Here is a 12,932-nt window from a genome sequence, read left to right on the forward strand (position 1 = left end):
GTGGACGTGACGGAGCTGCGGGCCTTCGCGCTCGCCCTACCGGAGGCCGAGGAGCGCGAGACGTGGGGGCACCCGACGTTCCGGGTGCGGGACAAGATGTTCCTGACCCTGGCGGCCGACGGCGCGGGTGGCACCGTCAAGGCGACGCTCGCGGACCAGGCCGAGCTCGTCGCGCAGGACCCGGAGACCTGGTCGGTGCCGGCCTACGTCGGCAAGCACGGCTGGGTCGGCTTCGTCATCGAGCGGGTCGATCCCGCAGACCTCGAGCCGCTGGTCGTCGAGGCCTGGCGCACCACCGCGCCCAAGCGGCTCGTGAAGGCCTACGACGAGGGCGCCTGAGGGTCTGCGCCGACGTGCCGTCGGGCCGCGCGATCAGCGGGTCTGGGGGGCAGCCGGGACGAGCTGCACCACGAGGCCGGTGTGGTCGGAGACCGCGAGCCGCGGCGCCTGGACGTCGCCCACCTGCCAACCGTGCAGCCCGTCGCCGAGCACGTGGTCGAACTGCACTCTCGGCGCGTAGGACGGGTAGGTCGCCACCCGGGCCAGCCGCTGCCAACCGGTCACGCGCTGCGGCAGCGGCCCGGGAAGGTTGAAGTCCCCGAGCAGCACGCGCGGGGCCGGGAGCTCGGCCCGCGCCCACAGCGCGAGGCGCCGCAACTGGCGCAGGTTGTAGCCCGGAACGAACGACAGGTGCGCGGTCACGACCGACACCCGGCCGTACGGCGTCTCGACCACCGCCGCGACCGCCGCGCGCGGCTCGTCGGGCACCGGCACCAGCCGCGGCCGTGGGTTGGCCGGGACCAGCAGCGGAAGCCGGAACGGCGCTGCGCTGAAGCGCATTTCGGCCCAACGCACGACCGGCCAGCGGGAGACGAGCCCGATGCCGTACGCAGCGGCGGTCCCGTCCGCGTCCGCTTCGGTCGCGGGACGCCAGGTGCGGGTCAGGCCCGGCGTGCCGACGAGCGACGGGACGAACCGCCAGTCGGCCGCGCCGAGCTCCTCGGCCGCGGCCCGCACCTGCTCCACCCCGCCGGACCGGTCCTGCCGGAAGTCCGCCTCCTGGAGCCCCAGCACGTCCGGCGCGAGCTCCCGGACGGCGGCGCGCAGCTCGTCCCCGCCCGCCTGCCCGGTCTGCAGGGAGATGCCGTGCAGCAGGTTGAAGGTCGCCAGGCGCAGTCCGTCCACCTCGGCACCGTAGGCGCCGCAGGCCGGTGCCGCGCGCGGAGGGCCGCTCAGCCGGTCCCGACCAGGATGCTTCCGGAGTCCGTCCGCACGTCGATGCGCGATGCGGCGTCCGCGTCCTCGCGCACGCGGATCCGGCGGCTGCCCGAGTCGGTGTCGGTGGTGACGGCGTAGGCCGCGGTCGAGGGCAGCAGCACCGACACCGAGCCGGAGTCGCTGGAGGCCGTGACCTCGTCGGGCACGCGGGTGAGGACAGCCCGCTGCGAGCCGGAGTCCGAGCTGAGCCTCACCCGGCGGGCGTCCACGCCGAAGGCGCGGATGCTGCCCGAGTCGGTCCGGAGGTCGAGGTCCCCCGTCACCTGCGTCGCGGTCACGCTGCCGGAGTCGGTGTGCAGCTCGACGTTGCCGCGGATGCCGACGGCCTCCACCGCGCCGGAGTCGCTGCGCACCGACACGTCCCCGACGATCGAGGAGACCGTGACCTCGCCGGAGTCGTTCTGCAGGGCGAGCGTTGTCTCCCGCGGCACGCGCAAGGTCAGGTCGACCGACGGGCTCCACACCGTCGACCACCTGCAGTCGACGTCGAGGACGAGCGTGGGGCCTTCCCGGCGGACCGAGTGGGTCGGGCGGGTGATGGACCAGGAGTCCTTCCAGGTCGCGGACACCGTGGAGCGCGCGGGCTCACCGACGACGGAGATCCCGCCACCGCACCAGCCCCACGACTCGACCCGGATGGACGTGACGCCGGTGCCGTAGTCGGCCGACGAGCTCGCCGAGTGGCGGGACATGAGGATCACGATGGTGAGCGCGCCGTACCCGATGAGGGCGACCGCGAGCACCGACCCGAGCAGCAGCAGTGGGAGGCGGGCGGGGTGGGCGGTCGGGCGCGGCGGCGGGGCCGCGGCCGGCGTCTGCTCGAGGTGCTCCGTCGGGGCGGTCATGCGGTCGCTCCTCGCGTGGGGTCGGCAGCGGGCACGTCGGCGGGCAGCTCGGCCCGCAGCACGGTCGGCCCGCCCGGCGGGCTGGAGACGGTGAGCTTTCCGTCGGCGGCCGCCACCCGGCCGGCGAGCCCGCGCAGCCCCGAGCCGCCCGCGGGGTCGGCGCCGCCGCGCCCGTCGTCGCGGACCTCGACGAACACGGTCGGCCCGACCCGGCGTACCAGGACCGCCGCCTCCTTCGCGTGCGCGTGCTTGGCGACGTTGGCCAACGCCTCGACGACGGTGAAGTAGGCGACGGCCTCGACCGCCGGCGCGGGGCGCGGCTCCACGTCGACGTCGAGCCGGACGGGCACCGGGCTGCGGGCCGCGACGGAGGAGAGCGCTGCGTCCAGCCCGCGGTCGGTCAGCACGGAGGGGTGCAGGCCGCGCGCGAGGTCGCGCAGCTCGGCGAGGGCCTGCTTGGCCTCGAGGTGGGCCTCGTCGAGCAGCTTGCTCGCGGCCTGCGGGTCATCCTCGAGCTTGCCCCGGGCGCGGCCGAGGCTCATCGCGAGCGACACCAGCCGTTGCTGCGCGCCGTCGTGCAGGTCGCGCTCGATCCGCTTGCGCTCCGCGTCGGCGGCGGCCACGACCTCGGCCCGCGTCTCGGTGAGCGTGCCGACCCGAGCCTGCAGCGCCGCCCGCTCGTCCCGCCCGAGCAGGGTCTTGGCGAGCGCGGACTCCACGAGCGCGGCGACCTTGGTGATCGAGGAGGAGAGCGCGAGCAGCAGCGCCCCGCACGCGGTCCAGGCGACGACCTTCCACGCCTCGTCCAGCAGCGGCAGAGCGTCGCGGTCCATGCGGGCCGACCACGCGGGAGCCGTGAACAGGCCGAGCCCGGTGCCCCACGCCGCGACCACGATGCTGAAGCTGATGCAGGAGACCGGCAGCAGCGCCAGGCAGTACGCCACCTGCCGCCACTCCGTCCCCGACCGCAGCTGCGCCCCGAGGCTGCGCAGGAACGGCGTTCCGGGCGGGGCCGCGGGGCCGGGCGCGGGGATCTCGAGGCCCAGCAGGGCCAGGGCGCGGCCCCGCTCCATGACGGCAAAGCCGCGGACGCACCACAGCGTCACGGCGGCCAGCGGCACACCGAGCAGGAACGCCGCGAGCAGACCGACCGAGAGCGCGAGCAGCGTGACCGTGACGACGAACAGGACGATCGCGATCCAGAAGCTGAGAACGACGTAGGCGAGCGCCGCGAGCAGGGACGGCCGGGCGTACGCCGCCGCCAGAGCCGCCGGCGGTGCGCTGCCGGTAGCCGACGAGGCGCTGGAGAAGGACATGTCGCCAGGCTAGGGACGGGCCGTCAGCCGGGCCATGGGGCGAGTCGCCGTTGTCGTGGTCGGGATATCCCCACCTCTGCGGAGGCCGTCGCGGCCGCTCGGGCGTACGAAGTGCGGCTCTTCGCCCGAAGTAGGCTCGCCAGCCGTGACCACAGTGCCTGAGTACGTCGCCGCGCACGCCGACGAGTGGCTCTCCGGGCTGCTCGACTGGCTCCGGATCCCCAGCCAGTCCGGCGACCCGGCGCTCGCGCCGCAGGTCCGCCGCAGCGCGGAGTGGCTCGCGAGCGCGCTGCGCGCCGCCGGGTTCCCCACGGTCGAGGTCTGGGAGACCGGTGGCCACCCGGCGGTCTTCGCCGAATGGGTGAGCGAGGACGCGGGGGCGCCGCAGGTGCTGGTCTACGGCCACCACGACGTCCAGCCGGTCGACCCGCTCGAGGCGTGGACGAGCGCGCCCTATGAGCCGCGGGTCGCCGGGGACAAGGTCTTCGGGCGCGGGGCCGCCGACGACAAGGGGCTGGTGGCCTTCCACCTGCTCGGGATCCGCGCCCACCTCGCGGCCACCGGGCGCACCTCCCCGGCCGTGACGCTGCGGGTTCTGGTCGAGGGGGAGGAGGAGTCCGGCTCGCCGAACTTCCCCGCGCTGCTTCGCGCCCGCCGCGACCGGCTGGGCTGCGACGTGGTCGTCGTGTCCGACACCGGCATGTGGGGACGCGAGACCCCGTCGGTCGTGACGAGCATGCGTGGGCTGATCTCCTGCCAGCTCGACCTCGTCGCCCGCGACGTCGACCTGCACTCGGGGTCCTACGGCGGCGCGGTGCACAACGCCGTCACCGAGCTGACGAAGCTGCTCGCGTCCCTGCACGACGCCGACCGCCGAGTGACGGTCCCCGGCTTCTACGACGGCATCGTCGAGCCGTCGCCCGAGGAGCGCGCGCTCATCGCCCGGCTACCGTTCGACGAGGCGGACTGGCTCTCCGTCGCGCACTCCGTCGAGGGCGTGGGCGAGGCCGGGTGGTCCACGCTCGAGCGGGTGTGGGCGCGGCCCACCGCAGAGGTCAACGGCGTGTGGGGCGGCTACACCGGCCCGGGCACGAAGACGATCATCCCGCGGGAGGCGCACGCGAAGCTGTCGTTCCGCCTCGTCGCGGGGCAGGACCCGGTGCACGTCAAGTCCGTCGTGGAGGCGTGGCTGGGCTCGGCGGTCCCCGCCGCGCTGCGCTGGTCGGTCGAGTGGGAGGGCGACGGCGTACGCCCCTGCGCGACACCGCTCGACGCCCCTGCCCTCGCCGCGGTGCGGGAGGCGATGGGCCGCGCGTTCGGGCAGGAGGTGCTCGTCACCCGCGAGGGCGGGTCCGGGCCGGAGGCCGACCTGCAGGACATCCTCGAGGCGCCCGTCGTCTTCCTCGGAACTGCGCTTCCGGACTCCGGCTGGCACGCCCCCGACGAGAACGCCGACGTGCCGATGCTGCTCAAGGGCGCCGAGGCCGCCGCGTACCTCTGGGAGATCCTGCCCGGGGCGCTGAAGTCATGACGCTCGGGGACCTCGCACTCTCCCGCGCCTCCGTCGATCGTGCCGCGTGGGTGCGGACGGACGACGCCGAGCTCGAACGCCTGTGGTCCGATTCGCGAACCCGGGTGCTGCGGTTGCGTGAGGAGGGGCTCTTCCCCGTCGTCGGGGACCCGCCTGCGCTGGCCCTCGAGGCACCGTCGGACGAGGACTGCGCCGGCCGCATCTTCCTCGGTCTGGACGACGCGGGCGTCGGCTACTTCGCCACCCTGCCGCGCCCCGGCCGGGTGGACCCGGACGAGGACGGGCTGCGGGTGGCCTCGCTGCGCGACGTCGGCTCCCTGCTGAGCGCTCGCGACGTCGGCCTGGCGGTCAATGCCGTCGCGCTCGGCCACTGGCACGCCCGCCACACGCACTGCCCCCGCTGTGGGGCGGCCACCGAGATCGTCAAGGGCGGGCACGTGCGGCGGTGCACGGCTGACGGCAGCGAGCACTACCCGCGCACAGACCCCGCCGTCATCATGGCGATCACCGACGCCGACGACCGGCTGCTGCTGGGCCGCCAGCCGCGCTGGCCGGAGAAGCGCTTCAGCACGCTCGCCGGGTTCGTCGAGCCGGGGGAGTCGATCGAGGCCGCCGTCCGCCGAGAGGTGCTCGAGGAGGTCGGCGTCGTCGTCGGGGACGTGACCTATCTCGGGAGCCAGGCCTGGCCGTTCCCCGCGTCCCTGATGCTCGGGTTCACCGGCCGGGCTACGACCACCGAGCTGCGGGTCGACGGCGACGAGATCGCCCAGGCCGTGTGGGTCTCCCGGTCCGAGCTGGCGGCGGCGACCGCGTCGGGGGAGATCCTCCTGCCGCCGGGCGTCTCCATCGCCCGGCGGCTCATCGAGCACTGGTACGGCGGGGAGCTCGCGCCCGACGGCACCTGGCGCTGACCCCTCACCCCCTCGCTGATCAAGCACATGTGGCGAGTTGTCCACAGGCACGTCGTCTGTGGAGAACTCGCCAACTGTGCTTGATCAGCAAGGGATGTGGGGTGGCAGGAGCCGTGCAGGTCAGAGGCCGTACGCCTCCAGCAGCCGCAGGTAGACCTCGCTCACCGTCGGGTAGCTCGCGACCGCGTGCCACAGCGTCTCCAGCGGCACTTCCGCCGTGACCGCGACGGTGGCGCCGTGCAGCAGCTCGGCGACGTCCTGCCCGACGAAGGTGAACCCGAGCGCCACTCCGCGCTTCTCGTCCACGACCATCGACGCCTTGCCGGTGTAGTCGTCGGCGACGAGGGACGCGCCCGCGACCCAGCCGATGTCGTAGTCCACGACGCGCACGTCGTAGCCGCGCTCACGGGCGGCCTTCTCCGTCAGCCCGACACTGGCGACCTGCGGATCGGTGAAGACCACTTGTGGTGTCTTCTCGTGGTCGGCGTACGCGGTGAGCTTCGGTGACCCGTCGGGCTCGCCCTTCGCCCGCGCGACGAGGACGTCCCCGCACGCTCGCGCTTGGTACTTGCCCATGTGCGTCAGCAGGTTGCGCCCGTTGACGTCGCCCACGGCGTAGAGCCAGGGGAGCTGGGTGGAGCGGAGCGAGTCGTCGACGTCGACCGCCTTCGACGCGTCCAGCCCGACGGACTCGAGCCCGATGCCCGCAGTGGCCGGGCGCCGGCCGAGTGCCGAGACGATCTGGTCGGCGACGAACGCCTCGTCGCCGGCCTTGACGGTGACGGTCCCGTCCGCAGCCCGCGACACCTCAGACACCTGAAGCTCGGTGCGTACGTTCACGCCCTGCGAGCGCAGCCCGTCGGCCACCAGCTCGCCGGCCCACGGCTCGTTGCGGTCGAGCAGCCCGCCGCGTGAGATCAGCGTGACCGACGAGCCCAGCCCCGCGAGCATCGCGGCGGACTCGCAGCCGACGACGCCGCCGCCGAGGATCACGACGCGGTCGGGCACGACGTCGACGTTCGTGACCTCGCGGCTGCCCCAGGGCTCGGCCTCGCGCAGGCCGGGGATCGGCGGGACGGTCGGCCTGCTGCCCGTGGCGAGCACGACCGCGTGCTTTGCCGTGAGGAGCTGCGACACCTCGCCGCCGGACAGCACCTCGACGCGCCGCTCACCGGCCAGCCGCCCGCGCCCGCGGTAGAACTCGGCGCAGATGGACCGCACCCACTCGGTCTGGCCGGAGTCGTCGTGCCCGCCGTCGGGCGTGCGCTTGACGACCTTGTCCCGGCGCGCGAGCACCGCGGCCGGGTCGACCTCGGCGCCGCGTACGCCCTGGATGCGCTTGGCGGCCTCGACGAGCTCGACCGGGCGCAGCAGCGCCTTGCTCGGCATGCACGCCCAGTAGGAGCACTCGCCGCCTGCGAGCTCCTCCTCGATGACCGCGACCGAGAGGCCGCCCGCGGTCATGCGTCCGGCCGCCACCTCCCCGACCGGCCCCGCCCCGATCACGACGACGTCGAACTCGCGCTCTTCCATGAGCGCATCGTGTCAGTCCTCGATCGTTCCGGCGAGCGAGCCCATAGCCTGTGTCCCCATGCGTCCCGATGTCGAGGCCCGCCTGCTCGCCCGTGCCGCCCGCGCCCAGGCCGAGGGACGAGTGCCCTCGCTCACCGCGGGTGTCGTCCAAGAGGGGGCGCTCACCTGGTCCACCGGGCGCGGAGCCGTCGACGGCGGGCGGCCCGACGCGGACGTGCAGTACCGCATCGGCTCCATCACCAAGACGCTCACCGCGGTGCTCGTCATGAGGCTGCGCGACGAGGGCCGGCTCCGGCTCGACGACCCCGTCGACCGGCTCGCCCCCGGGACGCCCTTCGGCGAGCGGACCGTCGCCCAGTTGCTCGCCCACACGGCGGGGCTGACGGCCGAGTCCCCGGGCCTCTGGTGGGAGCGCACGCCGGGCGGCGACTGGGAGGCGCTCGCCGGCTCGCTCGCCCCCGGCGACGTCAAGCACGCCGCGGGAACGCGGTTCCACTACTCGAACCTCGGCTACGGAGTGCTGGGCCGGGTGGTCGAGGGCCTGCGCGGGCGCTCGTGGGCCGACTGCGTACGCACCGAGATCCTGGAGCCGTTGCAGATGCGACGGACCTCGACAATGCCGGAGGCGCCGGCCGCACCGGGGCTGGCCGTCCACCCCTGGGCCGACCTCGTGCTCGCGGAGCCCGCCAATGACCACGCGTCGATGGCTCCGGCCGGCCAGCTGTGGTCGACGGTCGAGGACCTCGCCCGCTACGCGGCGGTGCTCCTCGGCCGCGCGCCGGAGGTGCTCTCGCCGGACACGGTGCAGGAGATGGCCACCCCGGGCGCGGTCGATGAGCGCCCGGCGGGGTGGTCGGCGTACGGCCTCGGGCTGCAGGTGCACCGCGACGCCGAGGGCCGGACGCTGATCGGGCACGGCGGCTCGATGCCGGGGTTCCTCGCCTCGTTCCTCGTCGACCCGGCCGAGCAGACGGCCTCGATCGTGCTGGCCAACACGACGGCCGGCCTGGACATGTCGATCGGTACGGACCTGCTGGCCACGCTGCGCTCGCTCGAGCCGCGCGTGGTCCCTGAGTGGCGGCCTGCGGCCGAGGCGCCGGCGGACGTGCTCGAGCTTCTCGGGCTCTGGCACTGGGGCCCGGCGCCGCTCGCGCTGCGCCTGCTGGGCGACGGACTGCTCGAGCTCGTGGCCTTCCGCGGCCGTGGGCGGGAGTCGCGGTTCCGCCGCGCGGGCGATGTCTGGCGGGGCCTCGACGGCTACTACGCGGGGGAGACGCTGCGCGTCGTACGCCGGGCCGACGGCACGGTGAGCCACCTGGACCTCGCGACGTTCGTGCTCACCCGCGGCCCGTACGCCCCGGACGACGTCCAGCCCGGCGGCATCGAGCCACCGGGCTGGACCACGGGGTGAGCGGGCGGCCGGCCGCCCGTACGTCAGCGGCCTGGCCGGCACGGGTCACACGACGCTGAGCTTGGCCTGCACGTCCTTGAGCGAGGGGTTCGTCAGCGCCGACCCGTCCGGGAACCGCAGCGTCGGCACGGTGCGGTTGCCGCCGTTGACGCCCATCACGAACTCGGCGGCGGCTGGGTCCTGCTCGATGTCGACCTCGCTGTAGCCGATGCCCGCGCGATCCATCGCGGACTTCAGGCGACGGCAGTAGCCGCACCAGGTCGTGGAGTACATGACGACCTCGCGGGCCTCGTCCGACATGCGCTGCTCCTCACTCCGAGCCACTGGTCTCGGCGGCGCGGGCCTGCGCCCGCTCCGCTTCCGCGTCCACAACGCGGGCGCCGTCCTGTTCCTTCCCCAGATCGGGCGCGACGCGCCGGCCCGTCACCGCCGGCTGCGACCATGGACGGGTGCCACCCGCTGATGCCCCGTCCGCCGCGCCGCTCGACGCGGACACCGTCCTCGCCACCCTCGACCCCGAGCAGCGCGAGGCCGCCCGAGCGCTGACCGGGCCGGTCGTGATCCTGGCCGGCGCCGGCACCGGCAAGACGCGGGCGATCACGGCGCGTATCGCGCACGGCGTGCTCGCCGGGGTCTACGTCCCCCAGCAGGTGCTGGCCGTGACGTTCACCGCGCGGGCGGCGGGCGAGATGCGTACGCGGCTCCGCGCGCTCGGCGTCGAGGGCGCGCAGGCGCGCACGTTCCACAGCGCCGCCCTCCGCCAGCTGCAGTACTTCTGGCCGCGCGTGGTCGGCGGGGACCTGCCGACGATCGTGCCGCAGAAGGCGCGGTTCGTCGCCGAGGCAGCCTCCCGGCTGGGCCTGCCCACGGACCGCACGACCGTCCGCGACCTCGCGAGCGAGGTGGAGTGGGCGAAGGTCACGCAGACCCACCGCGACGACTACGAGCGCGTCGTCACCGCGTCCGGCCGCGTCGCGCCCGCAGGCCTCGCACCCGCGGAGGTGGCCCGGCTCCTCGGCGCCTACGAGGAGGTCAAGCGCGACCGCGGGGCGATCGACTTCGAGGACGTCCTCGTCTACGCGGTCGGCCTGCTCGCGGACAACGGCGAGGTCGCCGCCCAGGTGCGCCGGCAGTACCGCCACTTCGTGGTGGACGAATACCAGGACGTCAGCCCCCTGCAGCAGTCGCTGCTCGACCTGTGGCTGGGCGACCGGGACGAGCTCTGCGTCGTCGGGGACCCGAGCCAGACGATCTACTCGTTCACCGGCGCGACGCCCGCGCACCTGCTCGGCTTCCGCCGGCGCTACCCCCAGGCCACCGAGGTTCGGCTGGTCCGCGACTACCGGTCGACGCCGCAGGTCGTCGCGCTCGCCAACGCGCTGCTGGCCCGCGGGGGCGCGGCGGGTGGGAGCCGCCCGCTCGAGCTGGTGGCCCAGCGCCCGCCGGGGCCGGCGGTGCGCTACGTCGAGCACGCGGACGAGACGGCCGAGGCGGACGCGGTCGCCAAGGAGGCCGCGCGGCTCATCGCCGCGGGCACGCGCGCCAGCGAGATCGCGGTGCTGTTCCGCACGAACGGCCAGAGCGAGGCGTTCGAGCAGGCCCTCGCCGACGCCGGCGTGCCCTACGTGCTGCGCGGCGGCGAGCGCTTCTTCGAGCGGCGCGAGGTGCGCGAGGCCCATCTGCTGCTGCGTGGCGCGGCGCGCTCGGGCGAGGGCGACGAGCCCGCGTCGGACGCCGCCCGGGCGGTGCTCTCCACGATGGGCTGGACCCCCGAGCCCCCGCGAGCCGGCGGCGCCGCCCGCGAGCGGTGGGACTCGCTCAGCGCGCTGGTGCGGCTCGGCGAGGAGCTCGCGGAGTCGCGCGGGCAGGCCTCGCTCACCGACCTCGTCGCCGAGCTCGACGAGCGTGCCGCGGCGTCGCACGCCCCTGTCGTCGAGGGCGTGACCCTGGCGTCGCTGCACGCGGCGAAGGGGCTCGAGTGGGACGTCGTCTTCCTCGCCGGGCTGGTCGAGGGGCTCGTGCCCATCTCGTTCGCGGAGACCGACGAGGAGGTCGCGGAGGAGCGACGGCTGCTCTACGTCGGGGTGACGCGCGCGCGTGAGCGGCTCGTGCTGTCGTGGTCGCGGGCGCGCGGCCGACGGCCATCGCGCTTCCTCGAGGGGCTGCGCCCCGGCGGAGGCTCACAGAGCGACCGGCCGGGCGGGCTGTCCGGTCGCGGGGAGGGCGGCGGGTCGCGCCGCGAGCGGCGGGTGCTCGCCAGCGTCTGCTCCGGGTGCGGTCAGGCGCTCTCGACCGCGGCCGAGCGCAAGGTCGGCCGGTGCGCGGACTGCCCGGCGGCCTACGACGAGGAGCTCTTCGCGCGGCTGCGCGACTGGCGGCTGCGCCTGTCGAAGGAGCAGTCCCTGCCGGCCTTCGTCGTCTTCACCGACGCGACGCTCGCGGCCATTGCACAGGCGATGCCGCGCAGCGCGCCCGAGCTGGCCCGCGTCCCCGGCGTCGGGGCCACCAAGCTCGACCGCTACGGGGAGGACGTGCTCGCCCTCGTACGCGGTGAGGACCCCGCTGAGAATCTCGCCGAAAAATAGGGTTGCTCTCGTATCACCGACCCCACTACCGTCTCTGACACCGAGAGAACGGCCGCGTCCGGCGGCCGGAGCGCTACGGATGGAGGTGCGTCGTCATGGTGACCATGACCATTTTCGCGCCGTCCGTCGCTCGTGACGTCCTGCCGCTGAATGTCGCTTTCTGGCGCACCGGCCCGTCCGTCCTCGAATGCCGCGTTCCGTCCGCGTCGTCCGCTTGGCGGGGTCCGGTGGCTTTCCTTGGTGACGTGTGCCTGTCGCCAACCGTGGATGGCCTTGGTGTCCGTCTCGCTGTCGCTGCGGATGTCGATGTGGCAGGCGACGTGGCTGTTGCGGTGCGTCGTGCCGCTGCCTCCGTCGTCCGTGTCGCCGCTGCTGCCGTAGTGGCGCCGGCCGCTGCGCAGCGCGACGAGCAGGCGTCGGCCGTCGCCGCCGCTGCTGCCATCGAGGCCGTCAACACGGCTGGCATGGCGAAGAAGCAGGCGCACACGTACGCCCGCCCCCGCGTCTCTGGTTCCCGAGCCTGGAGCCCCCCGGTCTGAGCAAGACCGGCAGCCTCCAGGGCCGCGGAACCCGACACCGGGATCCGCGGCCCTTCTGTTTGTCCGAAGCCGAAATCACTGAAGTCCGAATCACCGAAGCAAGCACTGAAGGAGGTGGCATCCGTGCAGCTCATGGAGCTGTCGGACTCCATAGAGGGCGTCCTCGACACGGTCCCGTGCCGCAGGGACGACCCGGAGCTCTTCTTCGCCGAGTCGCCGGCTGACGTCGAGCTCGCCAAGGCGCTCTGCCGCGACTGCCCGGTCCGGGCCGAGTGCCTGGCCGGAGCCCTCACTCGGCAGGAGCCGTGGGGTGTCTGGGGCGGGGAGCTCTTCGTCCAGGGCGTCGTCGTGCCGCGCAAGCGGCCGCGCGGCCGCCCGCGCAAGAACCCGATCGCGGCCTGACGCCTCGCGCTGCGGCACCAACAGCCCCACGAATCCCCTTCCTTCACGAACGAGACGAGAAATGTTCACTTTCGAGCCGGCCCCCACCCGCAGCGCCTACCCCCAGCCCGAGTCGTACAGGAGCAACGCGATGTCTCTCATGCACGAAGCCCTGGCCCGTGCCCAGTATTCGGAGCGCCTCGACGAGGCCGAGCACGTACGCAGGCGGCTGCGTCACCTCGCAGCCGCCAAGGCCAACCGGCGCGCCGAGCGCGCCCTGTCCCGGGCGCGCCGGCTGAGCGCGCTCGCCGACCTGCGCGCGTAGGTCGGACGAACCACCGCCCCGCGGGAGCAGGGGCGGGCGCCGGTCGACCGGCTGGTCGGACCGGCCGGACGGGAGGGGGCGGGGCGCCGTCGGAGCGCCCCGCCCCGGCGCTGTCCGCTCCCCGGCCAGGCTGCCGCAAACGGCACGAGAAGAGAGAGAAGGACGATGGACAGGCTGTTGGTGGTGTACGCCGCCCGCCGTGCGCTCGCCACGGTCGTCGCCGTGCGCGGAGCGATCGCCTCGGGCGCCGGCGGGACGGGCGCCTCGGGCGCCGGCG

General features: G+C 74.3%; 13 protein-coding genes. 8 read left to right on the forward strand and 5 right to left on the reverse strand.

Annotation, left to right across the window (positions count from 1 at the left end):
* Positions 1-339: an MmcQ/YjbR family DNA-binding protein gene (locus tag G9H71_RS05655; RefSeq protein WP_331272770.1), complete on the forward strand. Its 339-nt coding sequence runs from the start codon at positions 1-3 to the stop codon at positions 337-339.
* Between the two features lie 33 nt (positions 340-372).
* Here the strand turns inward: G9H71_RS05655 and G9H71_RS05660 are convergent, their stop codons facing one another.
* The 3 genes from G9H71_RS05660 to G9H71_RS05670 are packed head-to-tail and all read right to left on the reverse strand — an operon-like array spanning position 373 to position 3,439.
* Positions 373-1,185 carry an endonuclease/exonuclease/phosphatase family protein gene (locus G9H71_RS05660; RefSeq protein WP_331272771.1) on the reverse strand — a complete coding sequence of 271 codons (813 nt, stop codon included), beginning with the start codon at positions 1,183-1,185 and terminating at the stop codon, positions 373-375.
* A gap of 47 nt (positions 1,186-1,232) precedes the next feature.
* Positions 1,233-2,123, reverse strand: a complete 891-nt coding sequence (locus G9H71_RS05665) for a DUF4097 family beta strand repeat-containing protein (protein WP_166279421.1) — start codon at positions 2,121-2,123, stop codon at positions 1,233-1,235.
* On the reverse strand, positions 2,120-3,439 hold the full coding sequence (locus tag G9H71_RS05670) for a sensor histidine kinase (protein WP_166279424.1): 1,320 nt from the start codon (positions 3,437-3,439) through the stop codon (positions 2,120-2,122). Before G9H71_RS05670 ends, G9H71_RS05665 begins: the two co-directional genes overlap by 4 nt.
* A 145-nt stretch (positions 3,440-3,584) precedes the next feature.
* Between G9H71_RS05670 and G9H71_RS05675 the strand changes: the two genes are divergently transcribed.
* Together G9H71_RS05675 and nudC are read left to right on the forward strand one after the other, a co-directional pair.
* Positions 3,585-4,970 (forward strand): M20/M25/M40 family metallo-hydrolase, encoded by a 1,386-nt coding sequence (locus G9H71_RS05675; protein WP_331272772.1) that lies wholly within the window; start codon positions 3,585-3,587, stop codon positions 4,968-4,970.
* Positions 4,967-5,881 carry an NAD(+) diphosphatase gene (nudC, locus tag G9H71_RS05680; RefSeq protein ID WP_166279430.1) on the forward strand — a complete coding sequence of 305 codons (915 nt, stop codon included), beginning with the start codon at positions 4,967-4,969 and terminating at the stop codon, positions 5,879-5,881. Before G9H71_RS05675 ends, nudC begins: the two co-directional genes overlap by 4 nt.
* Before the next feature lie 120 nt (positions 5,882-6,001).
* On the opposite strand, the gene G9H71_RS05685 is transcribed toward nudC, so the two are convergent.
* Complete coding sequence (locus G9H71_RS05685; RefSeq protein ID WP_166279433.1) at positions 6,002-7,414, reverse strand: dihydrolipoyl dehydrogenase family protein; 1,413 nt, start codon at positions 7,412-7,414, stop codon at positions 6,002-6,004.
* A 58-nt stretch (positions 7,415-7,472) separates the two neighbouring features.
* Between G9H71_RS05685 and G9H71_RS05690 the strand changes: the two genes are divergently transcribed.
* Positions 7,473-8,825, forward strand: a complete 1,353-nt coding sequence (locus G9H71_RS05690) for a serine hydrolase domain-containing protein (RefSeq protein WP_166279435.1) — start codon at positions 7,473-7,475, stop codon at positions 8,823-8,825.
* A 45-nt stretch (positions 8,826-8,870) separates the two neighbouring features.
* Here the strand turns inward: G9H71_RS05690 and G9H71_RS05695 are convergent, their stop codons facing one another.
* On the reverse strand, positions 8,871-9,125 hold the full coding sequence (locus G9H71_RS05695; RefSeq protein ID WP_166279438.1) for a mycoredoxin: 255 nt from the start codon (positions 9,123-9,125) through the stop codon (positions 8,871-8,873).
* Positions 9,126-9,274: 149 nt separating this feature from the next.
* Here G9H71_RS05695 and G9H71_RS05700 point away from each other — a divergent pair, with 149 nt between their 5' ends.
* The 4 genes from G9H71_RS05700 to G9H71_RS05715 all read left to right on the forward strand — a co-directional run bounded on the left by G9H71_RS05700 (position 9,275) and on the right by G9H71_RS05715 (position 12,655).
* Positions 9,275-11,410 carry an ATP-dependent DNA helicase UvrD2 gene (locus G9H71_RS05700; RefSeq protein WP_166279441.1) on the forward strand — a complete coding sequence of 712 codons (2,136 nt, stop codon included), beginning with the start codon at positions 9,275-9,277 and terminating at the stop codon, positions 11,408-11,410.
* Between the two features lie 95 nt (positions 11,411-11,505).
* Positions 11,506-11,949 carry a hypothetical protein gene (locus G9H71_RS05705; protein ID WP_166279444.1) on the forward strand — a complete coding sequence of 148 codons (444 nt, stop codon included), beginning with the start codon at positions 11,506-11,508 and terminating at the stop codon, positions 11,947-11,949.
* A 105-nt stretch (positions 11,950-12,054) separates the two neighbouring features.
* Positions 12,055-12,351 (forward strand): WhiB family transcriptional regulator, encoded by a 297-nt coding sequence (locus tag G9H71_RS05710; RefSeq protein ID WP_407939679.1) that lies wholly within the window; start codon positions 12,055-12,057, stop codon positions 12,349-12,351.
* A gap of 130 nt (positions 12,352-12,481) precedes the next feature.
* Positions 12,482-12,655 (forward strand): hypothetical protein, encoded by a 174-nt coding sequence (locus tag G9H71_RS05715; RefSeq protein WP_166279447.1) that lies wholly within the window; start codon positions 12,482-12,484, stop codon positions 12,653-12,655.
* The last annotated feature ends 277 nt before the right edge of the window (positions 12,656-12,932 follow it).

This window comes from Motilibacter deserti (assembly GCF_011250635.1).
Lineage (GTDB): Bacteria > Actinomycetota > Actinomycetes > Motilibacterales > Motilibacteraceae > Motilibacter_A > Motilibacter_A deserti.